The sequence below is a fragment of the Nocardiopsis sp. Huas11 genome (assembly GCF_003634495.1).
In the GTDB taxonomy this organism is placed as follows: domain Bacteria; phylum Actinomycetota; class Actinomycetes; order Streptosporangiales; family Streptosporangiaceae; genus Nocardiopsis.
In genome coordinates this window covers 3,641,755-3,666,578 of the sequence record NZ_RBKY01000001.1, presented here as the reverse complement: position 1 = coordinate 3,666,578, position 24,824 = coordinate 3,641,755, and the positions used below count along the sequence as shown (strand labels likewise).

The 24,824-nt window shown below is 69.4% G+C and carries 19 protein-coding genes, 3 rRNA genes and 1 pseudogene; 8 read left to right on the top strand and 15 right to left on the bottom strand.

Going from position 1 to position 24,824, the window contains the following annotated elements; translation table 11 throughout:
- Positions 1-7 precede the first annotated feature (7 nt).
- The 8 genes from DFP74_RS16805 to DFP74_RS16775 all read right to left on the bottom strand — a co-directional run bounded on the left by DFP74_RS16805 (position 8) and on the right by DFP74_RS16775 (position 8,282).
- Positions 8-1,030, bottom strand: a complete 1,023-nt coding sequence (locus tag DFP74_RS16805) for a hypothetical protein (protein ID WP_233571349.1) — start codon at positions 1,028-1,030, stop codon at positions 8-10.
- Positions 1,031-1,091: 61 nt separating this feature from the next.
- Positions 1,092-2,192, bottom strand: a complete 1,101-nt coding sequence (locus DFP74_RS16800; protein WP_121182603.1) for a copper transporter — start codon at positions 2,190-2,192, stop codon at positions 1,092-1,094.
- Positions 2,189-3,361 carry a putative cytokinetic ring protein SteA gene (gene steA, locus DFP74_RS16795; RefSeq protein WP_121182601.1) on the bottom strand — a complete coding sequence of 391 codons (1,173 nt, stop codon included), beginning with the start codon at positions 3,359-3,361 and terminating at the stop codon, positions 2,189-2,191. Before steA ends, DFP74_RS16800 begins: the two co-directional genes overlap by 4 nt.
- Before the next feature lie 220 nt (positions 3,362-3,581).
- Positions 3,582-5,291, bottom strand: a complete 1,710-nt coding sequence (recN, locus tag DFP74_RS16790; protein ID WP_121182599.1) for a DNA repair protein RecN — start codon at positions 5,289-5,291, stop codon at positions 3,582-3,584.
- An 86-nt stretch (positions 5,292-5,377) separates the two neighbouring features.
- Entirely contained in the window at positions 5,378-6,304 is a 927-nt protein-coding gene (locus DFP74_RS16785; protein WP_121182597.1) for an NAD kinase, read from the bottom strand.
- Between the two features lie 113 nt (positions 6,305-6,417).
- A complete protein-coding gene (locus DFP74_RS16780; RefSeq protein WP_199725679.1) occupies positions 6,418-7,218 on the bottom strand; it encodes a TlyA family RNA methyltransferase in 801 nt (266 codons plus the stop codon).
- A 40-nt stretch (positions 7,219-7,258) separates the two neighbouring features.
- Complete coding sequence (locus DFP74_RS33915) at positions 7,259-7,435, bottom strand: hypothetical protein (RefSeq protein ID WP_199725678.1); 177 nt, start codon at positions 7,433-7,435, stop codon at positions 7,259-7,261.
- A gap of 31 nt (positions 7,436-7,466) precedes the next feature.
- Entirely contained in the window at positions 7,467-8,282 is an 816-nt protein-coding gene (locus tag DFP74_RS16775; RefSeq protein ID WP_121188315.1) for a membrane fusogenic activity family protein, read from the bottom strand.
- A gap of 200 nt (positions 8,283-8,482) precedes the next feature.
- Here DFP74_RS16775 and DFP74_RS16770 point away from each other — a divergent pair, with 200 nt between their 5' ends.
- The 3 genes from DFP74_RS16770 (at position 8,483) to DFP74_RS16760 (ending at position 11,144) form a co-directional block, all read left to right on the top strand.
- A complete protein-coding gene (locus DFP74_RS16770) occupies positions 8,483-8,833 on the top strand; it encodes an SCP2 sterol-binding domain-containing protein (protein ID WP_121188314.1) in 351 nt (116 codons plus the stop codon).
- A gap of 63 nt (positions 8,834-8,896) precedes the next feature.
- On the top strand, positions 8,897-10,186 hold the full coding sequence (locus DFP74_RS16765; protein WP_121182593.1) for a DUF1015 family protein: 1,290 nt from the start codon (positions 8,897-8,899) through the stop codon (positions 10,184-10,186).
- A gap of 79 nt (positions 10,187-10,265) precedes the next feature.
- Positions 10,266-11,144 (top strand): aminoglycoside N(3)-acetyltransferase, encoded by an 879-nt coding sequence (locus DFP74_RS16760; protein ID WP_121182591.1) that lies wholly within the window; start codon positions 10,266-10,268, stop codon positions 11,142-11,144.
- A gap of 343 nt (positions 11,145-11,487) precedes the next feature.
- On the opposite strand, the pseudogene DFP74_RS34385 reads toward DFP74_RS16760, so the two are convergent.
- Positions 11,488-12,495 (bottom strand): annotated as a pseudogene (locus DFP74_RS34385) (serine hydrolase domain-containing protein); the annotation flags it as partial.
- Between the two features lie 345 nt (positions 12,496-12,840).
- On the opposite strand from DFP74_RS34385, the gene DFP74_RS16750 reads away from it, so the two are divergent.
- Entirely contained in the window at positions 12,841-13,848 is a 1,008-nt protein-coding gene (locus tag DFP74_RS16750) for an HAD-IIA family hydrolase (RefSeq protein ID WP_121182589.1), read from the top strand.
- A gap of 11 nt (positions 13,849-13,859) precedes the next feature.
- Here the strand turns inward: DFP74_RS16750 and DFP74_RS16745 are convergent, their stop codons facing one another.
- Positions 13,860-14,285: a single-stranded DNA-binding protein gene (locus DFP74_RS16745; protein WP_121182587.1), complete on the bottom strand. Its 426-nt coding sequence runs from the start codon at positions 14,283-14,285 to the stop codon at positions 13,860-13,862.
- Here DFP74_RS16745 and DFP74_RS33540 point away from each other — a divergent pair.
- The 3 genes from DFP74_RS33540 (at position 14,254) to DFP74_RS16730 (ending at position 17,029) form a co-directional block, all read left to right on the top strand.
- Positions 14,254-14,859, top strand: coding sequence for a hypothetical protein (locus tag DFP74_RS33540; RefSeq protein WP_158613009.1), 606 nt, complete (start codon positions 14,254-14,256; stop codon positions 14,857-14,859). The genes DFP74_RS16745 and DFP74_RS33540 overlap by 32 nt on opposite strands.
- 195 nt (positions 14,860-15,054) lie before the next feature.
- Entirely contained in the window at positions 15,055-16,050 is a 996-nt protein-coding gene (locus tag DFP74_RS16735; protein ID WP_199725908.1) for an MBL fold metallo-hydrolase, read from the top strand.
- Between the two features lie 40 nt (positions 16,051-16,090).
- Positions 16,091-17,029, top strand: a complete 939-nt coding sequence (locus tag DFP74_RS16730) for a GNAT family N-acetyltransferase (RefSeq protein ID WP_121182583.1) — start codon at positions 16,091-16,093, stop codon at positions 17,027-17,029.
- A 40-nt stretch (positions 17,030-17,069) separates the two neighbouring features.
- Here DFP74_RS16730 and DFP74_RS16725 read toward each other — a convergent pair whose 3' ends face one another.
- Both DFP74_RS16725 and DFP74_RS16720 read right to left on the bottom strand, forming a co-directional pair.
- Positions 17,070-17,468 (bottom strand): NUDIX domain-containing protein, encoded by a 399-nt coding sequence (locus DFP74_RS16725; RefSeq protein WP_121188313.1) that lies wholly within the window; start codon positions 17,466-17,468, stop codon positions 17,070-17,072.
- Between the two features lie 53 nt (positions 17,469-17,521).
- Complete coding sequence (locus tag DFP74_RS16720; protein ID WP_199725677.1) at positions 17,522-18,265, bottom strand: M48 family metallopeptidase; 744 nt, start codon at positions 18,263-18,265, stop codon at positions 17,522-17,524.
- On the opposite strand from DFP74_RS16720, the gene DFP74_RS16715 reads away from it, so the two are divergent.
- Positions 18,236-19,264 (top strand): hypothetical protein, encoded by a 1,029-nt coding sequence (locus tag DFP74_RS16715; protein ID WP_121182579.1) that lies wholly within the window; start codon positions 18,236-18,238, stop codon positions 19,262-19,264. The two genes, DFP74_RS16720 and DFP74_RS16715, sit on opposite strands and share 30 nt — an antisense overlap.
- Positions 19,265-19,525: 261 nt before the next feature.
- On the opposite strand, the gene rrf is transcribed toward DFP74_RS16715, so the two are convergent.
- The 3 genes from rrf to DFP74_RS16700 all read right to left on the bottom strand — a co-directional run bounded on the left by rrf (position 19,526) and on the right by DFP74_RS16700 (position 24,721).
- Positions 19,526-19,641, bottom strand: a 5S ribosomal RNA gene (gene rrf, locus DFP74_RS16710).
- 112 nt (positions 19,642-19,753) lie between these two features.
- Positions 19,754-22,845, bottom strand: a 23S ribosomal RNA gene (locus DFP74_RS16705).
- A gap of 343 nt (positions 22,846-23,188) precedes the next feature.
- A 16S ribosomal RNA gene (locus DFP74_RS16700) occupies positions 23,189-24,721 on the bottom strand.
- The 16S, 23S and 5S rRNA genes sit together here, the layout of an rRNA operon.
- Positions 24,722-24,824: the final 103 nt, after the last annotated feature.

Genomic DNA, 24,824 nt, shown 5'->3' with positions numbered 1-24,824 from the left:
GCCGGGCTCACCCGCCACCACCCGCGACGAACGTCTCCTGCGCGACCGCGCCCACCCGTCGGCCACCGCCGGCCTCGCCACCCTCGGACGCCTGTGGCGCGACTCCGTCCTTCTGTGGCTCGCCACCACCCTCAACGGACGCCTCCGGCGCGGCTCTTCCCCATTGGTCGAGTCGGCGCAGGACCGGGACACGGTCGATGCAGCGCGAGAAGCTGACGCGCTCGCTGGCCAGGGTCAGCGCCACCGCACCACCGAGCAGGACCGCCCGCACCCGGCGCGGAGCACGCGCGACCGCCGCCACGCCCAGCGCCGCCCCCAACGCGTTGGCCCCCGTATCACCCAGCATCGAACGCTCGGCCAGTTCATCGGGCAACAACGCGACCGCGGCCCCCACCGCGGGCCCCAGCAGGGGCGCGGCCGGCGACGCCAGCGCCGGGGCGGCCGCGATCAGGCACACCTTGGCCGCCCGGCCGGGCCGCAGATCGAACAGGTTGACGAGGTTCGCGCTGGCGGCGATGAGCGCACCGTCCAGCACCGTGTCCACGAACGAACGCCGCAACAGCGCGGCCGCCGCCACACCCGTGACACCGATGCCCACGATCTTGACCCCCCCGGTGGTCACCCGCCCCCGGCACAGCGCCGTGAGATGACCCCGCAACCCCCGCGCCCGCACGGTCCCGGCCAGGTCGTCATAGGCACCGAACGCGGCGGCCCCGGCGGCCGCCAGCGCGCTGGCCGCCCGCACCCGCGGCGCCGGCCCAGGAGTGAACAGACTCGCCGCGCACACGGCCGAGGCCAGCGCCGGCCCCTCCTGGAGCGTCACACTGCGCCCCCGGAAGTTCGACCGCAGCCAGCGGTCGGGGCCCGGCCCGCCCTCCGGCCGCGCCGACGCACCCCCCCAGTCCGGCGACACCGCCCCGGACCCGCCCGGGACGGGCCGGGTCAGCAGCGAGTACGCGGCCTTGGCCGCGACGGCGCCCAGAACGGCGCCCGCCAGCCCCTGCAAGGCGTACCGGGGGCGCGCGCCCACCCGCTCACGGCGCGAGGAACCCCGACCGGCGCACCGCCGGATCACGTCGTCGAGCACGGCGTCACTCCCCGCTCGCGGCCCGGCGGGCCTCGTCGTCGGGCCGCGCCGAGGCCTCCTCGTCCCCACCCGACTCCTGCGGCCCCGCCGAGAGCGGGCCGGGCAGCGGCGAGGGCAGGAAGCCCTCCACGCCCTCGCCCACCCCGTAGGCCGCGCCCCCGCCCTCCAGGCTGTCGGCCAGGGCCAGCACCGTGACGATGTCACCCATCGGACGGCCCGCGACGTCGACGGTCGCGTAGTCCGGCTCGTGCACCCGCACCTGCGCGATCAGGCCCTCGTCCCGGCCCGAACGCATGTCCCCGGCCAGGACCGTGGGCCCCACCTGCTCGCTCAGGGTCGAAGCGACCGTGGCGACCACGGTGTTGGTCCGCTCGGGATCGCCCTCGACACCGTCCACCGCGGGCGCGACCACCAGGACGGCGTCCGCCGCCCCGGCGGGGTCACCCTCCACGGCGAGCAGGTCCGCCTCGCTGTAGGCGGCCAGGACCGCGGCGGGATCGACGCCGCCCCCACCGTCGGACCCCTCGCCGTCGTCGGACCCCTCCTCGCCGTCGGAGGACTCCCGGCCGCGCCCGACGTCCCGCTCGTCGTCGGACTCCTCATCACCTCCGGACCGGGCCAGAGCCCCGCCGATCAGCGTCGCCGACTTGACGTAGGCCCCGCCGTCCATCTCCTCCGCCTCCGCCGAGACCTGCACCGCGAGCTCGTCCACGAACGCCGCGTTGGCCTCGTCGGGGAACTCCTCGGTGAAGGAGATCCGGCCCACGACCTCGCCTCCCGCCTCCTCCACCCGGGCGGCCAGGGCGGTGGCCATGTCCTCCTCCGCGCCCGGAGCGACCACCACGGCCACCCCCAGACCCTGCAACCGGTCCTCCAACAGGTCCTGCGCCGCCGCCTCCGACAGCTCGTCGGCCCCCTCGTTGACACGCTCGGACGCGTCGCGCTCCAGACGCAGCTCCTCGCTCTGCCCCCGCAGATCGGCCGTCTCGGACTGCAAGGTGTTGAGCAGCGGGTCCTGGAGCATGGTCGTGCCCAGCGCCAGACCCACCGTCAAGGCGAGGAACACCGCGATGATGGACACCAGGTGATAGCGGAAATCGATCACGTCAACAGCCCCGTCAACCAGTAGGAGAACGCGTCCCAGCGCGCCGCGAGAAACGTGAGATAGACCTGACCGGCCGGTGAGCTGTAGGCGGCGACGAGAATCGTGAACAGGGACGCCGCCACCAGCACCAGCAGCGCCCACGGCGAGATCCGGGAACGGTACAGGCGGCTCACCCCCTTGGCGTCCACGAGCTTGCCGCCCACCCGCAGCCGGGTGAGGAAGGTGCTGGCCATACCGGACCGGCCCTTGTCGAGGAACTCCTCCAAGGTGGCGTGCGTACCCACCGCCACGATCAGAGCGGCACCGGAACCATCGGCGAGCATCATCGCCACGTCCTCACTGGTACCGGTCGCGGGAAAGACCACCGCGGTGTGCCCCAGAGCGGTGAGCCGGGGCAGCCCGGGCGCCCGCCCGTCACGGTAGGCGTGCACCACCAGCTCCGCGCCACTGGCCAACGCCTGGTCCGAGACCGAGTCGAAGTCACCGACGATGATGTCGGGCCGGTACCCGGCCTCCAGCACCGCGTCGGCGCCCCCGTCCACCGCGATGATGACCGGGTGGAACTCCCGGATGTAGGGCCGCAGGGCGACCAGGTCCTCCCGGTAGTGGTAGCCACGGACCACGATGAGGACGTGGCGGCCCTCCATGTCGGTCTCGATCTCCGGGATACCGATCCCGTCCAACAGAAGGTCCCGCTCACGCTGCAGGTAGGCCATGGTGTTGGCGGCGAAGGCCTCCAACTGTGTGGCCAGCCCGGCCCGCGCCTCCGTCATGGCCGACGCCACCGTCTCGGGGGTCTGGAGCCGGCCCAGCGCCAACAGCTCGTCGCCGCGGTAGAGCCCGCCGGCGTCCAACCGCAGGCGTTCGCCGTCACGGACCCGGGTGAAGACCTCGGGGTCGACCTCGTCCACCAGGGGGATGCCCGCCTCCACCAGCAGCTGCGGCCCCTGGTTGGGGTAGCGGCCGCTGATGCTGGGCGCGACGTTGAGCACCGCCGACACACCGCAGTCGACCAGCGCCTCGGCACTGACACGGTCCAGATCGACGTGGTCGATGACCGCGATGTCGCCGGGGCGCAGTCGTTTGGTCAGGTTCTTGGTGCGGCGGTCCGAGTGGACGGGTGCGACCAGCCCGGAGGGAGCGTCCGCCCGGGTCCGGCGGAACCGCATGACTGTGGCGCTGAGCGCGTCCGATACCTTCATCGCAGGAATACTGTCAGAATACGACTACGGTGAGTCACAACAGCTGGTCGGTCGGCGTGTTAGAAATTCCTCCGCCGCCACGCGACGACCCCCGCACCCCGCGGATCCGGGCCTCGCCCGCAGCGACCTTCCACTCCCCTACCCACCCCCGCCCCGCGTCAACACCCGCGCCTCGGCGCGGCGGCGCTCAGGCCGCCGGGTAGGCGCGCTCGGGACCGGCGTTGCTGAGCAGCTCCTCGGCGTGGGCGCGACCGAGCTCGGAATCCTCCAGCCCGGCGAGCATCCTGGACAGCTCCCGCACCCGCCCGTCACGGTCCAGTCGGACCACCCCGCTCTCGGTCACCAGGCCCTCCGTGGACTTCTCCACCACCAGGTGCGCGTCGGCGAACGCCGCGACCTGCGGCAGGTGCGTGACCACGATGACCTGCGCCCGCTGCGCCAGTCGGGCCAGCCGGCGACCGATCTCCACCGCCGCCTTGCCGCCCACACCCGCATCGACCTCGTCGAAGACGAACGTGGGAACCGGATCGGCCCCGGCGAAGACCACCTCGATGGCCAGCATCACCCGCGAGAGCTCACCACCCGAAGCGCCCTTGTGCAGGGCCAGCGGCGGAGAACTGGGGTGGGGCGCGAGCAGCAGCTCCACCTCGTCGCGGCCGTGCTGACCGAACTCCTCACCCGTCTGGATCCGCACGCTCACCCGGGCGTGCGGCATCGCCAGCGCCGTGAGCTCCTCGGTGACCGCCGAACCGAACCGCTCGGCCGCCTCCGACCGGATCCGGGTCAACTCCTGGGCGTAGGACTCCAACCGCTCACGCAGGTCCTCGACCTCCGCGCTCAGGGCCTCGATCCGCTCGTCGTCGCCCTCCAGGTCGCCCAACCGCTTGGCGGCGTTCTCCGCCCAGGCCAACACGTCGTCGGTGGTCGCCCCGTACTTGCGCGAGAGCTGCGTCAGCAACGCGCGCCGCTCCTGGACGGCCGCCAACCGCGCCGGATCGGCGTCGACCGACTCGGCGTAGGAGGCCAGCTCCGTGGCCGCGTCGGTCAGGATGTAGGACGCCTCGTCCAACCGCTCACCGATGGCGGCCAGTTCCGGATCGTGCTCACGCACCGCCCCCACCGCCTGCCGCGCCGCCGACAACAGGGCGGCCACGTCGACCTCCACATCCGAGGCGGGATCCCCGGCCAACGCCTCGTGAGCGGTCGTGGCGGCCACCCGCAACCCGTCGGCGTGCGCCAAGCGCGTCTCCTCCGCCAACAGCTCGGCGTCCTCACCGGGCTGGAGCTCGGCCGCGGTGATCTCCTCCACACCGAACCGGAGCATGTCGGCCTCCTGTGTGCGCTCGCGCGCCCGCTCCACCAACTCCTCCAGCTCCACCGTGACCTCGCGGTGCCGGCGGTAGGCCACCGAGTACTGCTTCAACGCCTTGTGCAGGGCCTCCCCCGAGAAACGGTCCAACGCCGAGCGCTGACGGTCCGTACGCAGCAACCGCTGCTGATCCGACTGGCCGTGCACGGCCACCAGGTCGTCGGCGAGATAGGCCAGCAGGCTCACCGGCGCCGAACGGCCGCCCATGGTGGCACGCGAGCGCCCCTCCGCCGAGACCGCGCGCGTCAGGATCAGGACGTCGTCCTCGATGTCACCGCCCGCGTCCAGGACACGGGTCGCCACCCGGCCGCCCTCGGGAACGGTCAACCGGCCCTCCACGACCGCGCGACCGGCACCCGGCCGGACCCGCTGCGGGTCCGCGCGCCCCCCGAAGAGCAGTCCGAGACCGGTCACGACCATGGTCTTTCCCGCACCGGTCTCACCGGTGACGACGGTCAGCCCCGGCGACAACTCCAGTACGGCGTCGTCAATGACTCCGAGTCCCTTGATGCGGACTTCTTCGAGCACCGGTCCCTCTCCTGATCGTCGACACCACTAGCTCTCACCCGCGCGCTCACACGCGGACACCGGCCCGGTGGGACCCACGGCCCCGGTCACCGGCCCTGTTCCACCCGCCCCCGCCAACCGGCGACCGGCAGACCGAACTTGGCCACCAGCCGGTCGGTGAACGGCGCCCGGTGCAGCCGGGCCAGCCGCACCGGCGTATCGGCACGGGTGATCTCGATTCGTGCCCCTGCGGGCAATTCGACCATACGTCGTCCATCGCACCAGAGCACGCCCGGCGCCGTGTCGGGCAGAACCTCCAGCGCCACCGTCGCCTGCGGCCCCACCACCAGGGGGCGCGCGAACAGGGCGTGCGCGCTCAACGGAACGACCATCAGCGCCTCCACGTCCGGCCAGACCACGGGACCGCCCGCGGAGAAGGCGTGCGCGGTCGACCCGGTGGGGGTCGCGCACACCACACCGTCACAGGCCCACCGCGACAGCGGACGCCCATCGATCTCCAGGACGGCCTCGACGATGCGCCGCGACTCCCCCTTCTCCAACGTGGCCTCGTTCAGCGCCCAGGTGCGCACGGTCGGCGTACCCTCGGCCCGCCCCCCGTTGAAGACGGCCACGTCGAGGGTCATCCGCTCCTCGACGTCGTAGTCGCGGTCCACGACGCTGCGCACCGTGGCGCCCAGATCCTCGCGTTCGGCCTCGGCGAGGAACCCCACGTGCCCCAGGTTGACACCGAGCAGGGGCGCCCCGGCCGGCCGCGCGAGCTCGGCGGCCCGCAACAGCGTGCCGTCCCCGCCCAGGACCATGACCAGCTCGACACCCTCGGCCGCGACGGCCGGCTCGACCGCCTCCACCGGGCTCAGACCGCAGCCCGCGGCCGACAGCTCCTCGATCTCGCCCTTGAGCATGCGCACGGTGAGCCCGGCACGGGTCAGGCTCCTGTGGACGAGTTCGGCGCTGCGCAGAGCGGCGGGCCGACCCGTGTGCGCCAGCAGAAGGACACTGCGTCCGCTGGTCATCGCCGTCCCCTTACGTTCACTCCCCCGTCGGGAGCCTCAGTACTGACCGGGAAGCCTCGCGCGGACCCGGCCGGGTCACGTTACCGGACACCCCGGACACGCCGCCACGCTCGCTAGCGCGGCCCCTCCTCGATGGCGCGGGTGAGCGCCTCGGGGTCCAGGGGCGAGGCGTCGGCGCGCATCCACAGGAAGTACTCGACGTTGCCCGAGGGCCCGGGTAGCGGACTGGCGGTCACGTCGACGGTGCCCAGCCCCAGGGTGAGCGCGTGCGCGGCGACGTCGGACACCGCCTCGGCGCGCAGCGCGGGCTCTCGGACCACGCCCCCGGCGCCGACCCGCGCCTTACCGACCTCGAACTGCGGTTTGACCATGAGGACGAAGTCGGCGTCGGTCGCCACGCACTCCTTCAGAGGGCGCAGGACCAGCTTGAGGGAGATGAACGACAGATCACCCACGACCAGGCCGGGGCGCGGCTCCCCGATCTGCTCGGGGGTGAGCTCACGAACGTTGACGCGTTCCATGACCCGGACCCGGTCGTTGCTGCGCAACGCCCACGCCAACTGGCCATAGCCCACGTCCACAGCGGTCACGTGCGCCGCGCCACGGCGCAGCAGCACGTCGGTGAAACCGCCCGTGGAGGCGCCCGCGTCCAGGGCCCTGCGGCCCGAGACGTCCAGTGAGAACGCGTCGAGGGCCCCGATGAGCTTGTGGGCGCCACGCGAGACATAGGAGGGTTCGTCCGCGGGAGTGCGCACGACGATGGGCTGGTCGGTGCCGACCTGGGTCGCGGCCTTGGACGCGATGATCCCGGCGACGCGGACGAATCCGCTCTCGATGATCTCGGCCGCGTGGCCCCGGGAGCGTGCGTGACCGCGGCGGACCAGTTCCGCGTCGAGCCGAGTTCGTTTTGCCATGGTCACCAAGGATATCGGGGATGGTGGGCGCCGCGGGTGCTCAGGAGGCCCGCGCACCCTGTCCGAGCGCGCCCAGGACACCGGACAGCTCCTGGTGCAGGGAGTCGAAGACCTCCACGTGCTCGGCCGTGGGCCGAGCGTCCAGGGCGGCCAACCGCTCCCGGGTGCTGTGGAGTGTCCGCTCGGCCAAGCGCGCGGCGTCGTCCTCGGCGTCCATGGTCCTCCCGTGATCGTGCTCTGCTGGGACTCTACTTCTTCGTCGAGCCCTTGCCCGTCGACCCCTTGGCCTTGGTCGTGCGCTTGGGCGCCGAACGGGCGCGGGCCGACTTGGTGGTGGTACGCGGCTTACTGCGCGAGGTGGTCTTGCGGGCCGGGGCCGCGCCCCCGGACTCGGTGCCCGCGGCGTCCTCAGCGTCCTCGGCATCGTCGGCTCCGGCGCCGGTCCGCGCCCGCTCTCCCGCCTCGGGCTCCGATCCCGCCTCAGGCTCATCCTCGGACTCGGCGCCCGACACCGCGTCCGCCGTGGCCTCCTCCTCGGCGGCCCCGGCGGCCGTTCGTGCCCCGGCCGCGCCCGCCACAGGCTCCTCGGCCTCCTCCGCCTCCTCCGGCGCAGCGGAACGCACCGCGGCACCCGGACCCGCGACGGACCCCCCGCCGACCACCGCGCCCCCGGAGGCCGCGACCAACGCGACCTCGGAGACCGGCACACGATCGACCATGTGCCGCGCGGCCAACCGCCGCTCGAGCTCGGCGACCCGGCGCACCACACGCTCGTACTCCGCGCGAGGCACGATGTCCATCCGCTCCAACTGGCGCGCGACCTCCGAACCGACCAGCTCGGCGATGGCCGTCCGGTTCGCCTCGTTGGTCGCGATCAGCTCCCCGGCCAGGGCCTGGATGCTCTGCCCCACCCGCGCGGGCAGCGCCTCCTGCTCCACCGCGGGAGCCGCGGGCCGCCCGTTCGCCTTCAACAGGGCCTTGGCCGCGGCCACGGCCTCCTTACGGGACAGCTCGGTCAGGCCACTGGTGGCATCGAAATACGTGCGTACCGCGTCGACGACCATGATCACGTGCTCCTTGATGGGACGCAGGAGAAGAAGGAGGGCGCAGCAAGGGAGGGGCCACTACGCAGTGGGGGGTTCAGCACCCAACGCTACCGGTCCGCGGCGCCTGTGACACGCGAACCCCGAAGGACACCCCATTCGTCCCGGTTGCCCCGCACACGACCGGCCCCACCACCGCAAGGTAGGGCATGATGTTGCCCATGAGCAGTATCGACGCCTGCCTCGCCGGAATCGCCAAGGTGAACGAGCGCATCCTCGAACGACCCTCACAGGAACGCCGCCGGCACATCCGGGAGCGTTCGGTGAGCGTGCGCGTGCCCGACCTGGACACGGTGTTCGACATGCGCCTGACCCAGGACGGCCTGGTCGACGTCACCCACCGCCCCACCGACACCGCCGCACCCAAGGCACAGGTCGTCGTCACCGTGGACAGCGACGACCTGGTGGACCTGGCCGAGGACCGCATGGACTACGCCAAGGCGCTGTTCAGCCGACGGGTCCGCGTCGAGGCCAGCGTCAGCGACCTGCTGCGCATGCGCAAGCTGATCTGAACCCGAACGCCCCGCCCGGCCACGCGCGGGCGACCGCCCCGCCGCTCCCGGTAGTTTGCTGTGATGCCTCGCCAACCACTCGAACTGGCTCCCTTCCGCGGCCTGCGCTACACGGCCCTGGACATCGGTCATGTCCTGGACTCCGGTGAACTCGAGGTCGCCCACCTCCTCGCCCCGCCCTACGACATCCCCGGGCCCGCGGAGGCCATGGAGCTGTTCCGCTCCGACCCGCACAACGCGACCCGGCTCACCCGCCCCTACCAGCTCAACCTGACCATGCCGGGCAACTGTTCGGGCGCCCCCGCCACGGTCGTCTACGAACGCGCCGCCGAGAGCCTGCGCTCGTGGATCGACGACGGCGTGCTGTCCCAGGACGAGGCACCCGCGCTGTACGTCTACGAACAGGTCACCGCCGACGGCACCCGCCAGCGCGGACTCGTCGGAGCCCTGCGCCTGCCCGAAGGGGAGCCCAGCCCCGTCCGCGGCCACGAGAGCGTGAGCCAGGGCCCGGTACGCGACCGCGTACGGCTGATGCGCACCACCCGCGCCAACCTCGAACCGATCTTCCTCCTCTACCGGGGCGGAAACGGCGCCACCACCCGCATCACCGAATCGGCCGAGCACCAGGGCGACCTGCTCGTGGACACCCGCACCTCCGACGGGACCCGACACCGCCTGTGGGCCCTGCCGTCGACGGCCGCGCACGCCCAGATCAGCGCCGACCTGGCCCAGCGGACCGCCCTCATCGCCGACGGCCACCACCGCTACGACGCCTACCGCGCCATGCACGAGCACCACCGCGAACCCGCATGGGCCTACGGACTCGCCTTCCTCGTGGACAGCGAGGTCCACCCACCGCGCCTCGGCGCCATCCACCGCGTCCTGCCCGGCCTCGACACCGCCGCCGCCCTGGAGACCGCCCGCGAGATCGCCACCGTGGACGAGCTCGCGGACCAGGCCCCGCACGTACCGGAGACGGCCCCCACCCCCTCACTCGTGCTGGCGGCCCCCGACGGCACGGCCCACCTGGTCCACGACTTCGACGAGGCCGCGCTCAAGCGCGCCATGCCCACCCGCTCGACCGACTGGCGGCACCTGCCCACAGCGATCCTGCAGGAAGTGCTCCTCCCCCGGTGGAACTTCCAAGGCGAGATCCGCATGGTCCACGACGACCCCGGCGAAGCCGTCCAGGCCGCCCGGGAGACCGAGGGCACGGCCGTACTCGTGCCCCCGATGAGCGTGCAGCACGTCTACGCGATCGCCGACCGCGGGGAACTCACCCCCCGCAAGTCCACCTCCTTCGGCCCCAAACCGCGCTCCGGCCTGGTCATGCGCATCCTCGACCACCCCTGAACCGGCACGAGGAAATCGATGGTGCCCCTGCCTCCGGTGCGCCGACCTGCTCACCACACCACCCGGACAGGACACCGCCATGCCCTTCACCCCCGACCCCGACCACCCGCCCCGCACCCGGGCGTCACTGACACACGACCTCACCGCACTGGGCGTCCGCCCCGCCGACACCCTGCTCGTCCACTCCTCCCTACGATCGCTCGGCTGGGTGTGCGGCGGCGCACCGGCCGTCATCCAGGCCCTGACCGACGCGATCGGCCCCGAAGGCACCCTCGCCGCGCCCACCCAGACCATGGACAACTCCGACCCCGCACACTGGTCGGCGCCCGCGGTCCCCGCGTCCTGGTGGCCGACCATCCGCGAGCACAGCCCCGCCTACGACCCCCAGGTGACACCGACCGGCGGCATGGGCCGGATCCCCGAGACACTGCGCACCTGGTCCGGCGCCACCCGCAGCGCACACCCCCAGACCTCCTTCGCCGCCCTGGGCCCCCGCGCCGACACCCTGACCCGCGACCACCCCCTGCACTGCGCGCTGGGCGAGCGCTCACCACTCGCCCGCCTGGAGCGGGCCCACGCCCGAGTCCTGCTCCTGGGCGTGGGCTACGCGTCCTGCACCGCGTTCCACCTCGCCGAGTACCTCCTGCCACAACCCGCCACGGGCCCGTCCTCCTGCGCGGTCCTGCGCCCGGACCGAACCCGGGCCTGGGTCACCTACACCGACGTGATCCTGGACTCCGCCGACTTCGACGACCTGGGCGCGGCCTTCGAAGCCACCGGAGCCGTCACCACCGGACAGGTCGGCCAGGCCCGCGCACGACTCTTCTCCCTCCCCCGGGCCGTGGCGTTCGCCCACGCCTGGATGTCACAGCACCGGAGCGCACCACCCCCGCCCACCGGAACGCCCGCACCGCGTACACCACCGCGCACGCGGCCGCACCCACCATCAACGCGGTGAACACACCCGGCACGACGTAGAACACGTGCGCCCAGGGCACGTCGCGCCCCCCGGCCGACCACGCCGTCAACCGGTGCGGAACCATCGCCACCACCATCAGCGCCATCCCTGGGAACAGGCGCGCCGCCGACCACCACCACGCCCGCCCCCGAGCCGCCAGCGCCCAGGCACCCGCTCGACGCACACCACGCACGGCCAGGTATCCGGACAGGGCCACCAGCACCACCATGGCCACGTCGAGCCAGAACAGCATCCGCGTGGTCGGCGCCGCCGGCTCCTGCCCGTCCGCGAGCGCCACCAGGCCGTAGAGCAGCGCGGAGGCGTCGGACACCCCCAACCCCGTGTCGGCCAGCACCGCGATCCCGTACCCGCTCTCCGGCAACAACGCGTGGTACGCGGTGTAGGTGAACTGGACGCCGCCGTGCGAGACCATCGCGGTTCCCTCGGGGCTGGACCGCGTCGTCCACCCCAGGGCGCTCTCCTCGCCCGGGGCCCCGACCCCGGGGGAGGAATGGGATCTCTCGATGCCCTCGGCCGACAGGACCCGGACCCCGTCCGGCCCCACACCACCGTTGTTCTGCGCGATGAGCCACCGCGACAGGTCCGCGGCTGTGGTGACCATCCCACCGGCGCCGTTGTAGAAGTCGTCCGGCTCGGCGATCGCCACCGCACGCCCCAGAACCCCGATATGGCCCGTGGCCACACCCGCCTCGAACACCTCCGCCGCGGTATCGACCGTGACCGTGTCGGCCATCCCCAACGGCTCGAAGACGCGCTCGTCCATGAAGTCACCGAAGGAACGCCCCGAGACCACCTCCACCAGGCGGGCCGCCACGTGGTAATTGGGGTTGTGGTAGTGGTACTCAGCGCCAGGATCGGCGGCCAGCCCGGCCCCGGCCAACCGCGCGACCGCGCCCTCCAGGTCCCGCGGCGCGGGCTCGCTCTTCTCCCGGAAGGCGGTGTCCGACAGCCCCGAGGTCTGCGACAACAGCTGGCCGACGGTGATCCGGTCGCTGCGCGGATCGGCCATGACGAACTCGTCCAGGTGCTCGACCACCCGGTCGTCGAGCGCGAGCGTCCCGTCCTCCACCAGCCTCAGCACCGCCAGAGCGGTGAAGGCCTTGCTGATGGAGGCACCCCCCATGGGGGTGTCCGCGGTCATCGGCTCGCCCCGGGAGTCGACCCCGTACCCCGCCACCCGCACGACCTCGGTCCCCTGGGTGACGGCCACGGTCGCGCCCGGCAGGAGCGCGGACTCGACGTAGTCGCTCACATAGGCGTCCACGGCCTCGGCGGTCAACGACCGGTCCGCTCCCGCGGAAGCCGACTCCCCCGCGGCCGCGGGCGGCATGGGCGACATCAGGGCGATCAGGGTCAGAGCCGACACGGCGGCGACTGTTCTCGGCGACATGGGTCCATGGTGTTCGTCGGGCACCGGACGCCACCACCCGGAGAACCGTACGTTCGACCTGAGGCGCGCACCACCACGCCGCACACCTCGGCCCGGGACAAGCGACCCCTCCCGTCCACGGGAACGCGCCCTCCGTTCCCCCGCACCGTCCCGCTCTCCGCCCCTCGCCACCGGCCGTGCGACACAGCGCACACCCCACGCCGGGCCCCGGCGTCGGCGCCCGGCCGCCGCGAGCCCTAGCCTGGACAGTGACCACGTCCGCCACGCGAAAGTGGGCCCGCCACCATGTCGCTGCTCGCCGCCGACCGCCCGCTCAACGAGCTGTACGACGCGATGCTCCTGGACCTGGACGGTGTGGTCTACATCGGCCCGAACGCCGTCCCCGCGGCACCGGAGGCCGTGGGCAAGGCGCGGGCCGCGGGCGCACGCGTGGCGTTCGTGACCAACAACGCGGGCCGTACGCCCGCACGGATCGCCGAGCAGCTGACCCAGCTGGGGGTGGCGGCCTCCCCCGAGGACGTGGTGACCTCCGCCGAGGCCGCCGCCCGACTCGTCAGCGCACGCTTCCCCGCCGGTTCGGACGTGCTGGTGGTGGGCGACACCGGCCTCCGCCAGGCCGTGCGCCGCATGGGCCTGCGCCCCGTCACGGTGGCCGGCCCGTCCGTGGTGGCCGTCGTCCAGGGCTACGCACCGCGCATCACGCGGGACCTGCTCGACCAGGGCGCGCTCGCGGTCGCACGCGGCGCCTTCTACGTGGCGAGCAACGCCGACGCCACCGCCCCCACCGCACAGGGCATCACCCCGGCCAACGGGGCGTTCGTCCGGGTGATCGCGCACGCCACGGGCGTGGAGCCGGTGGTGGCGGGCAAGCCCATGCGCCCCCTGCACGAGGAGGGCATACTGCGCACCGGCGCCCGCAACCCGCTCATCGTCGGGGACCGCCTGGACACCGACATCGAGGGCGCCACCACACACGGCGCCGCCGGCATGCTCGTGCTGTCCGGAGTGGCCACCCCCGCGGACGCGCTGGCGGCCCCCGCACACCAGCGCCCCCGTTTCCTGGCGTGGGACGTGTCGGGGATGAACGAGACCCACCCGGCCGTACTGGTCGACGGCCCCCACACCCGCTGCCGGGGTTGGACCGTGACGGCCGCGGACGACACAGTGCGGGTGGAGGGCGCCGGAGACCGGCTCGACGGACTGCGCGCCCTGTGCGAGGCGCTGTGGACGCACACCGCGGTGGACCCGACCGGCCCGTCCGCACGCGCGGCGCTGGCCCGACTGGGCTGGTGACCCCGGCCCGCTCACCGGCGCACCGCCCCGCGCTTGGGCCGCACCGCGCGGATCAGAGCCGCGCCGCCCACCTCCACCTCGTGCACGCTCCGCACGGCGTCGTACCCCCGCCATGTGCGGCGCCTGAGCGCCCCTGACAGCCGCACCACGTCCCCGAGCCGCCACCCCCGCACCTCGTCCCGCACCCCCTCGTCGAAACTGACGCAGGTGATGGAGTCGACCCGCCTGCCCCGGAACCGGGTGTCCGGTGGCCGGGCCACACAGATCCGCCAGGTCACCAGCCGATCCCCGCTGGGCAGATCGCGCACGGACGGTTCAGCGGTCACCCGGCCCACCAGCACGATCTCGTTGAGATGGTCGGGCTCGGGCGCCGCCTCCCGCCGGCCGTTGTCCTCCCCAGCCCCGATGGCGCGCTCCGACCCGGCCGGCTCGCTCATCGCGCCGGACGCCCTCTTTCCACCGGCCTTTGCCGTGCCCGCCGCGGCTGAGTCCTTCCCCGAGCTCACTGGCGCCTGGAATCGCACCCGCGCGGACCCCGAGGGCTCCCCGGCCACGCGTGCCCGCGCCGGTCCGGCCTTCGACCCCTCGCTCTCCTGCGGCCCGGAGCCGCCCACGGGCTCCCCCGTGTGCGTCGACGTCCCCGTGGTCGACCCGCGCCCCTCGGCCCCGCGGTCGGCCACCGGACTCTCCGGCCCAGGCCCTGTCGAGGACGTCCTCGTCGACCTCCCCCGCGTCCTCGCGGTCCCAGTAGAGCCCGTCGATCGCGACCTCGTCGCCCGCTCGGGCGCCGCCACCGTGCCGGAAGCCCGTGGGGTCGCGGAGGCCGGTGAGGGCGCGGAGGCCGACTCCGAAGGACCCGACCGTGCGCCCCGCCCTTCAGGGACCGGGTCGCGGCCCGGCACGGCGGTGGTCTCCGGTGTGGTGGCACGGCGCCCGGCCGCCGCGGTGGTGGTGTGCTGCATAGGCCCTCCAGGGCTCGGAAACCGGCAGAGCTGGCACACCGCGCGGTGAGGGCACGGATCCGGACCGTGGATGGAGGGCGTGTGCGCTGATTCCAGGATCATCGCGAGCGGCCGGGAGGACAAGGCCCGACTTCAGCCTGTGGACGACGGCGGCCCCCGGCCCCACCTGTGCCGACACGGGTGTCCTAGAGTCGGATTCGGTCACCTGGTGGCCGGACGACCGACGAGGACAGGAGTGCTGACAGTGCACGACGACGTGGACGAAAGCCGTCTGCCCGAGGGCATCACCCCTCTGGGCGACGACATCTTCGCCATCGACACCATGCTCGCCGGATACGCGGGAGTCGTGTCCAGCTATCTCATCCGCTCCGAGCGGCCCTGCCTGGTCGAGGTCGGCACCGCCGGCTCGGCGCCGGTCCTGCACGAGGCCGTCACCCGACTCGGACTCGCGCCCGAGGACCTCGCCACCATCGTCGTCACGCACATCCACCTCGACCACGCGGGCGGCACCGGCGACATGGCCGCGCTCTTCCCCAACGCCGAGATCGTCGTCCACGAACGCGGCGCCCGCCACCTGGCCGACCCCAGCCGGCTGATGAGCAGCGCCGCCATGGTGTGGGGCGACCGCCTGGACGTCCTGTTCGGCCGGATGTCCCCCACGGAGGCCGCCCGCATCCGCTCCGTGGCCGAGACCGGGGAGATCGATCTGGGTGCGGGCCGACAACTGGTCTCGCACTACGCCCCGGGGCACGCCAAACACCACATGGGCCTGGTCGACACGCTCACCGGCGACCTGTACGTCGGTGACGCCCTGGGCGTGTACAACCCCCTCACCGGCGACGTGCGCCCCGCCACCCCGCCGCCGGACTTCGACCTCGACGCCTGCCTGCGCACACTGCGCCTGTTCGGCGACATCGACGCCCAGCGGCTGATGTTCTCCCACTTCGGAGCCGTCGACACCGTCGCGGAGACGATCGACCGCGCCGAGACGGAACTGCGGATGTGGGTCGAGACGGTCCAGGAGGCGCACGGCACCCAGGGCGATCTCGACCACGCCGTCGCGATGGTCCGCGACAAGGTGGTCTCCCGGTACAAGCCGCTGCCGGAGAACGCCTCGAAGGACGCCGCCGCGGTCATGGACATCCTCGCCGGCCCCGAGGCCAACGTCTCGGGCATCATGCACTGGCTGGACCGGCTGGCCCAGGAACAGGCCGCGGCCGCCGGCGACCCGCGAGAATAAATGGCGTGCGGGACGGCGGGGGCTCACCTAGCCTCGGCGCATGACGATTCAGATCCGCGCCCTGGACCACGATGGTCTCCCCGCCGCCTTCCCCCTCGTCCACGCTTGCTTCCCGAGCATGGTGCTCACCGAGGAGGCGATGCGCTGGCGTCACGATCGCGAACTGAAGAAGGACGATCGCACGTCCCTGGTCGCGGTGGACCGCAGCGGTGCGGTGGTCGGTTTCGCCCGCACCCGCCTCCGACGGGTCGAAGGCGAGGAGACCTCCGGCATCACGTACCTGATCTCGGTCGACCCGGGCCATCGCGGCACGGGCGTCGAGGACCGCCTCCTGGAAGCCGCCGAGCGCAGCCTGGTCGAGGCGGGAGCCGTCACGCTTCGGGTGGCCGTCGCCGACGAGGCGATCCAGATCGGCGGTCCGCGGCTGCGCCGGGTCCTGGAGGAACACGGGTACGAGCCGTCCGAGTCCGACGCCATCCTCGGACTGGACCTGAAGGACCTCCCCGCCGTCCCACCGGCTCCTGCCGGATCCGAGCTGTGCTCGTGGGCGGAGTACGAGGGCGGCCCGCGCGCGCTGTACGACCTCGACAGGATCACCAGCGCGGACGAGCCCGGGGCGATGTCCGGAATGACCCGCGACTATGCGGAGTGGCAGCAGGACGTCTGGAAGCACCCGCTCTCCGACCTGGACCTGAGCCTGGTGCTGCTGCTCGACGGCACGCCGGTGGCGATCACGTGCTACATCTCCGACGGCCACACCCGCCTGGAGTCCTCCATGACGGGCACACTGCGCGAGTTCCGGGGACGCGGCCTGGCCCGCTATGCCAAGACGGCCGCTCTGCACCGGGCCCGGGAGCGCGGCTACAGCCGCGCCTTCACCGGCAACAACCTGACCAACGACCCGATGCTCGCGATCAACCGGAGGCTCGGGTACCAGCGGCTGGGGACCGAGGACCTCTACATCCGCCCCGCGGGGTGACCCGCACCCGGCGCCGACCGTTCCCCGGCGCACGCTCGGGTCAGCGCGGCGCTCCGGGCAGGCCGAGTTCGCGGAGCAGGTGGGCGTAGATGCCGTCGTGCCAGGACAGGTCCTCGGGCAGGGAGTCGAACGCCCGGACGTCGATGGTCTCGAAGTCACCCGTGATGGGCGCGAGTGCGCTGACCCGCGCCCGGGTCACGATGGTGACGTGTCCGCTGGGCAGGACGTAGTGGCCGACCACCTGGACGTCCTCGAGGGTGGCGCCCGCCTCCTCGAGGGCTTCCCGGCGCGCCGTGTCCTCCACCGACTCACCGGGCTCGGTGTGCCCGCCCGGGAACTCCCAGGCACGGTCACGGTGGCGCACCAGCAGCGGCCGGTCACCGAGATAGGTCAGACACACCACCGACTCGTGGGCCGGAGGTAGGGAGCCCAGACGCACGAGAGCGCCGCCGAACGGCACGGGGCCGCCCGACGGCGCGTCATTCGATGTGCTCAGTCCCGTTCCCGGGGAGCGGCGGGCCCAGCTTCCGGGGCCTCGTCCTCTTCCGGTTCCTCGGGCTCTTCGGCGTCGGTCCAGACGATGCCGTCCTCGATGTCGATGTCGACCAGTTCCACGCCTTCCAGCGCGGCCAGCCGCTCATCGGCGTCGGTAACGCCCTCGCTGTCCACGGACGACGCCCGCGCGAAGTACTCGCGTGCGTCCTCGTCCCGGCCGAGCTCCTCCAGGACGTCGGCGTAGGCGTAGAAGAGGCGGGCCACCCAGGGACGGGCGCGCCGCTCCTTCAGCTCGGGGATCTGGAGCTCGGCCAGAGCCGCCTTGGTGTCGCCCATGTCGCGGCGAGCCCCCGCCGCGACGATGCGCAGCTCGATGCGGTCCTCGGCGTCCAGCTGCTCGGCGGCCGGGTCGTGGGCGATCTCCAGCGCACGCTCGGGGCGACCGAGACCACGCTCGCTGTCGGCCATGATGGCCAGGAAGTTGTCCCGACCGCTCATCCGCCGTGCGGCGCGCAGGTCCGAGAGCGCTTCCTGCCACTTGCCGACGGTGTAGGCGGCCACACCGGAGGCCTCGCGCACAGTGGCCAGTCGCGACGCCTTGCGGCGGGCGTAGACGGCGTGCGCGTAAGCGCGTTCGGGGTCCTCTTCCACGAACATGCCCGCGGCCACGATGTGCTTGCCGACGAGTTCGGCCAGCGACTTGGGCAACGAGTGGAGGTCGCGCTTGGTGTCCGGGTCCACCTGGGAGAAGGTGGCCTCGTCCGGCAGCGGCGGAGCGACGTCGGCGGGGTCGCGGTCCTCACGCGGACGGCGCCGCTCGCGGTCGTCGCGGAATCCGCCACCACCGCGCCGGTCGTCACGGCCCTGGAAACCAGCGCGGTCGTCCCGACGGGGACCGCCCCGGTCATCACGGCGAGGTCCGCCACGGTCATCGCGCCCGCGGAATCCACCACGGTCGCCCTGACCACGCGGCGCACCCCGATCGTCCCGACGGTCGAAGCCGCCACGGCGCTCATCACGCCCACGGTCGTCCCTGCGAGGTCCGCCGCGGTCATCGCGACCCTGGAAACCAGCACGGTCATCACGGCGGGGCGCGCCCCGGTCGTCGCGGCGAGGTGCACCGCGGTCGTCCCGACCCTGGAAACCAGCGCGGTCGTCGCGACGGGGCCCGCCACGGTCATCACGGCGAGGTCCGCCACGGTCATCGCGACCCTGGAAACCAGCACGGTCATCACGGCGAGGTCCACCGCGATCGTCGCGCCCGCGGAATCCACCACGGTCGCCCTGACCACGCGGCGCACCCCGATCGTCCCGACGGTCGAAGCCGCCACGGCGCTCATCACGCCCACGGTCATCGCGTCGGGGGCCGCCGCGGTCATCCCGGCCCTGGAAACCAGCACGGTCATCACGGCGGGGCGCGCCCCGGTCATCACGGCGAGGTGCACCGCGGTCATCGCGACGGTCGCGGTCGTCACGGCCGCGGAAACCGCCTCGGTCATCGCGACCCTGAGAGCCGCCTCGTTCGCCTCCGCGGTCTCTGTCGTCTCTGCCGGCGCCGGAGCCGGGCCGGGAGCGGGGTCCATCGCCGCGCCCCCGACCGTCGGGTGCCCCGGAGCGGCCACCGCTACGGTCGTTAGCTCCGGAGTCCTCGCGGTCTCCCGATCGGCTGTCCTCAGTCATCCAACCCGTCCGTCAACATTCAAAAGCGCTGCCACCTTGACTAGGAGCAGCGCGTCATAGTATTCGTCCCCCCAGCTTACGACATGGCACAGCTCCTCACCGCCACCCTGCCAGTGGGGACTCTCTCCGCAGGGTGAGGTCCGCCGTCCACAGCCCGCGATCGCCTCTGGCGGGTCGGCCCCCACCACGGTTCCATAGGAAACGGGGGGACCCCACCCCGGCCAACACCCACCCACCCACAGCAATTCACAAACGCACAAACCCGGGCACAAAAAAAAGGGGAGAAGCCACCCCACAAGGCGACCCCTCCCCCAAAAAAAACCGTGGCAGCAACCTACTCTCCCACCCCACCACAGGGCAGTACCATCAGCGCAAGGAGACTTAACGACCGGGTTCGGAATGAGACCGGGTGTGACCCTCCCACCATAACCACCACGGAAACCAAACACCCACCACAAACCCAGCTCAACCCCACAAAAGGGGAACCAGATCCACAACGGGAAAACCGTAGGAAATGTGAAAAATATGCGCGAGCACCCAATTATCTGCAGCGGACAAGCCCTCGGCCTATTAGTACCGGTCAGCTCCACCCCTCACAGGGCTTCCACACCCGGCCTATCAACCCCGTCGTCTACAGGGAGCCTTACCCTCTCAAAGGAGGCAGGAGACCTCATCTCGAAGCAAGCTTCCCGCTTAGATGCTTTCAGCGGTTATCCCTCCCGAACGTAGCAAACCAGCCATGCCCTTGGCAGGACAACTGGCACACCAGAGGTTCGTCCGTCCCGGTCCTCTCGTACTAGGGACAGCCCTTCTCAAGTCTCCAACGCGCACAGCGGATAGGGACCGAACTGTCTCACGACGTTCTAAACCCAGCTCGCGTGCCGCTTTAATGGGCGAACAGCCCAACCCTTGGGACCAACTCCAGCCCCAGGATGCGACGAGCCGACATCGAGGTGCCAAACCATCCCGTCGATATGGACTCTTGGGGAAGATCAGCCTGTTATCCCCGGGGTACCTTTTAGCCGTTGAGCGACACCGCTTCCACACGCCGGTGCCGGATCACTAGTCCCAGCTTTCGCTCCTGCTCGACACGTCCGTCTCACAGTCAAGCTCCCTTGTGCACTTACACTCAACACCTGATTACCAACCAGGCTGAGGGAACCTTTGGGCGCCTCCGTTACTCTTTGGGAGGCAACCGCCCCAGTTAAACTACCCACCAGACACTGTCCCCGAACCGGATCACGGTCCAAAGTTAGATGCCCGAAACAGTCAGAGTGGTATTTCACCAACGCCTCCACCGCCACTAGCGTGACGACTTCACAGGCTCCCACCTATCCTACACAAACCATCCCAAACACCAATGTCAAGCTATAGTGAAGGTCCCGGGGTCTTTCCGTCCTGCTGCGCGAAACGAGCATCTTTACTCGTAGTGCAATTTCACCGGGCCCATGGTTGAGACAGTGGGGAAGTCGTTACGCCATTCGTGCAGGTCGGAACTTACCCGACAAGGAATTTCGCTACCTTAGGATGGTTATAGTTACCACCGCCGTTTACTGGCGCTTAGATTCCCAGCTTCGCAGGCCGAAACCCACTAACCAGTCCTCTTAACGTTCCAGCACCGGGCAGGCGTCAGTCCGTATACAGCGTCTTACGACTTCGCACGGACCTGTGTTTTTAATAAACAGTCGCTTCCCCCCGCTATCTGCGACCCCACCCAGCTCAGGCCGTAAAGACCATCACCAGACAGGGCTCCCCTTCTCCCAAAGTTACGGGGACAATTTGCCGAGTTCCTTAACCATGGTTCACCCGAACGCCTCGGTATTCTCTACCTGACCACCTGCGTCGGTTTAGGGTACTGGCCACACACGAACTCGCTAGAGGCTTTTCTCGACAGCATGGGATCACTCACTTCACCGAAAACGGCTCGGCATCACGTCTCAGCCTCACGGTGTGCGGATTTGCCAACACACCGGCCTACACGCTTACCCCCGGACAACCACCGCCGGGTAGAGCTACCCTCCTGCGTCACCCCATCACTTACCTACTACAACATCGGTTCCCAGACCAGCCACAACCTCGACCCGAAGGTCTCAGAAGGAGCCGGCGTGGTTAGCATCCGTCGCCTCGGTACTGGGCGCTCGTGCACGGGTACGGGAATATCAACCCGTTATCCATCGACTACGCCTGTCGGCCTCGCCTTAGGTCCAGACTCACCCTGGGCGGATTAACCTGCCCCAGGAACCCTTAGTCAATCGGCGGCAACGTTTCTCACGTTGCTTTCGCTACTCATGCCTGCATTCTCACTCGCACACCCTCCACCACACGATCACTCGGCAGCTTCTCCGGATGCACGACGCTCCCCTACCAACCCAAGAACAAGTCTTGAGCTTCACAGCTTCGGCGGTGTACTTAAGCCCCGCTACATTATCGGCGCAGAACCACTTGACCAGTGAGCTATTACGCACTCTTTAAAGGATGGCTGCTTCTAAGCCAACCTCCTGGTTGTCTGGGCAACTCCACAACCTTTCCCACTTAGCACACGCTTAGGGGCCTTAGCTGATGATCTGGGCTGTTTCCCTCTCGACTACGAAGCTTATCCCCCGCAGTCTCACTGCCACGCTCTAACTTAACCGGCATTCGGAGTTTGTCTGACGTCAGTAACCTTGTAGGGCCCATCAGCCAAACAGTAGCTCTACCTCCAGCAAGAAACACGTGACGCTGCACCTAAATGCATTTCGGGGAGAACCAGCTATCACGGAGTTTGATTGGCCTTTCACCCCTACCCACACCTCATCCCCCAGGTTTTCAACCCTGGTGGGTTCGGGCCTCCACGAGGTCTTACCCCCGCTTCACCCTGGACATGGGTAGATCACTCCGCTTCGGGTCCACAGCATGCGACTCAAACGCCCTATTCAGACTCGGTTTCCCTACGGCTACCCCACACGGGTTAACCTCGCCACACACCATGACTCGCAGGCTCATTCTTCAAAAGGCACGCCATCACCAAAGACAAGCTTCAGCTCTGACGGCTTGACAGCACACGGTTTCAGGTACTATTTCACGACCCCTCACCGGGGCACTTTTCACCTTTCCCTCACGGTACTAGTGCACTATCGGTCATCAGGACGTATTTTGGCTTAGCAGGTGGTCCTGCCAGATTCACACGGAATTTCACGGGCTCCGCGCTACTCGGGAACACACCAACACCTAGCCGGCAACTTCGTCTACGGGACTCTCACCCACTACGGTTCCGCTTCCCAACGGATTCAACTATCACCAGCATCAGCGCTCCGGGCCGACAGACCCGAAAAGATGCGCCCCACAACCCCGCACACGCAACGACTGCCGTCTATCACACGCATACGGTTTAGCCTCTTCCCCGTTCGCTCACCACTACTAGGGGAATCACTTTTGTTTACTCTTCCTACGGGTACTGAGATGTTTCACTTCCCCGCGTCACCACCAACCACCCTATACATTCAGGTGGCGGCAACCCGACACAACTCGGGCTAGGTTTCCCCATTCGGACACCCACGGATCAAAGCTCGGTTGACAGCTCCCCGTGGCCTATCGCGGCCTCCCACGTCCTTCATCGGCGCCTGATGCCAAGGCATCCACCGTGTGCCACTATCACTTGGCCACTACAGATAATAAGATGCTCGCGCACACTATTCACAAATCAAAACACCAACCGCACACCCCGACACCACTCACACCAAACGAGATCCTCGTCCCGATGGCACCTGAGAGTTCTCAGAGGCGGTCCGCGGGAAACAACACAACCACCAGACCCACAAGGTCCGATGGTCGAGGTTGCTTCCTCAGACACCCAACAGCGCGCCCCCTGGCGCTTCTAGTCACCAGGAGCAAAGTTCGATTCCTTCAAGCCACTCCCGACACCAGCACAGACAACCTGTACCGGCCGGGTCCACTTTCGAGTCCGGCCAACCATAGGAAAGAGTTGGCCTTTGAAAGACTCCTTAGAAAGGAGGTGATCCAGCCGCACCTTCCGGTACGGCTACCTTGTTACGACTTCGTCCCAATCGCCAGCCCCACCTTCACTCATTCCCTCCCCGAAGGGTTAGGCCACAAGTTTCGGGTGTTGCCGACTTTCATGACGTGACGGGCGGTGTGTACAAGGCCCGGGAACGTATTCACCGCGGCGTTGCTGATCCGCGATTACTAGCGACTCCACCTTCATGGGGTCGAGTTGCAGACCCCAATCCGAACTGAGACCGGCTTTTAGGGATTCGCTCCACCTTACGGTATCGCACGCCCATTGTACCGGCCATTGTAGCATGTTTGCAGCCCAAGACATAAGGGGCATGATGACTTGACGTCGTCCCCACCTTCCTCCGAGTTGACCCCGGCAGTCTCCCATGAGTCCCCACCATTACGTGCTGGCAACATGGAATAAGGGTTGCGCTCGTTGCGGGACTTAACCCAACATCTCACGACACGAGCTGACGACAGCCATGCACCACCTGTCACCCACCAACTAAATGACCCCACATCTCTGCAGGTCCACGGGTGATGTCAAACCTTGGTAAGGTTCTTCGCGTTGCGTCGAATTAAGCAACATGCTCCGCCGCTTGTGCGGGCCCCCGTCAATTCCTTTGAGTTTTAGCCTTGCGGCCGTACTCCCCAGGCGGGGCGCTTAATGCGTTAGCTACGGCGCGGAAACCGTGGAAAGTCCCCACACCTAGCGCCCAACGTTTACGGCATGGACTACCAGGGTATCTAATCCTGTTCGCTCCCCATGCTTTCGCTCCTCAGCGTCAGGTAAGGCCCAGAGACCCGCCTTCGCCACCGGTGTTCCTCCTGATATCTGCGCATTTCACCGCTACACCAGGAATTCCAGTCTCCCCTACCTACCTCTAGCATGCCCGTATCCACTGCAGAACCGGAGTTAAGCCCCGGTCTTTCACAGCAGACGCGACACGCCGCCTACGAGCTCTTTACGCCCAATAATTCCGGACAACGCTCGGACCCTACGTATTACCGCGGCTGCTGGCACGTAGTTAGCCGGTCCTTATTCCCCACCTACCGTCAACCCCACGAGAACGTGGAGCCTGCGTTGGTGGTAAAAGAGGTTTACAACCCGAAGGCCGTCATCCCCCACGCGGCGTCGCTGCGTCAGGCTTTCGCCCATTGCGCAATATTCCCCACTGCTGCCTCCCGCAGGAGTCTGGGCCGTGTCTCAGTCCCAGTGTGGCCGGTCGCCCTCTCAGGCCGGCTACCCGTAATCGCCTTGGTAGGCCTTTACCCCACCAACTAGCTGATAGGCCGCGAGCCCATCCCTGACCGATAAAACTTTCCACCGTCCACCATGAGGTGGCCGGTCGTATCCGGTATTAGACGGCGTTTCCACCGCTTATCCCAGAGTCAGGGGCAGGTTGCTCACGTGTTACTCACCCGTTCGCCGCTCGTGTACCCCGAAGGGCCTTACCGCTCGACTTGCATGTGTTAAGCACGCCGCCAGCGTTCGTCCTGAGCCAGGATCAAACTCTCCATAAAGGTCATACAACCCTAACCCGGCCACCGCGGACGGTACCTGGGCGGGTAAACCTAGAAGTAATCCTGACCGACCATCTTACGATGGCCAATCAAAGGAACCCTT

Bases quoted from the DNA above. Each gene is read 5' to 3' on its own strand.
- DFP74_RS33915 (WP_199725678.1), bottom strand. From the start codon at position 7,435: ATGGACGCCGAGGACGACGCCGCGCGCTTGGCCGAGCGGACACTCCAC.
- DFP74_RS16785 (WP_121182597.1), bottom strand. From the start codon at position 6,304: ATGACCAGCGGACGCAGTGTCCTTCTGCTGGCGCACACGGGTCGGCCC.
- DFP74_RS16765 (WP_121182593.1), top strand. From the start codon at position 8,897: ATGCCTCGCCAACCACTCGAACTGGCTCCCTTCCGCGGCCTGCGCTAC.
- steA (WP_121182601.1), bottom strand. From the start codon at position 3,361: ATGCGGTTCCGCCGGACCCGGGCGGACGCTCCCTCCGGGCTGGTCGCA.
- DFP74_RS16745 (WP_121182587.1), bottom strand. From the start codon at position 14,285: ATGAGCGAGCCGGCCGGGTCGGAGCGCGCCATCGGGGCTGGGGAGGAC.
- DFP74_RS16760 (WP_121182591.1), top strand. From the start codon at position 10,266: ATGCCCTTCACCCCCGACCCCGACCACCCGCCCCGCACCCGGGCGTCA.
- DFP74_RS16730 (WP_121182583.1), top strand. From the start codon at position 16,091: ATGACGATTCAGATCCGCGCCCTGGACCACGATGGTCTCCCCGCCGCC.
- DFP74_RS33540 (WP_158613009.1), top strand. From the start codon at position 14,254: ATGGCGCGCTCCGACCCGGCCGGCTCGCTCATCGCGCCGGACGCCCTC.
- DFP74_RS16770 (WP_121188314.1), top strand. From the start codon at position 8,483: ATGAGCAGTATCGACGCCTGCCTCGCCGGAATCGCCAAGGTGAACGAG.
- DFP74_RS16775 (WP_121188315.1), bottom strand. From the start codon at position 8,282: ATGGTCGTCGACGCGGTACGCACGTATTTCGATGCCACCAGTGGCCTG.
- DFP74_RS16750 (WP_121182589.1), top strand. From the start codon at position 12,841: ATGTCGCTGCTCGCCGCCGACCGCCCGCTCAACGAGCTGTACGACGCG.
- DFP74_RS16780 (WP_199725679.1), bottom strand. From the start codon at position 7,218: ATGGCAAAACGAACTCGGCTCGACGCGGAACTGGTCCGCCGCGGTCAC.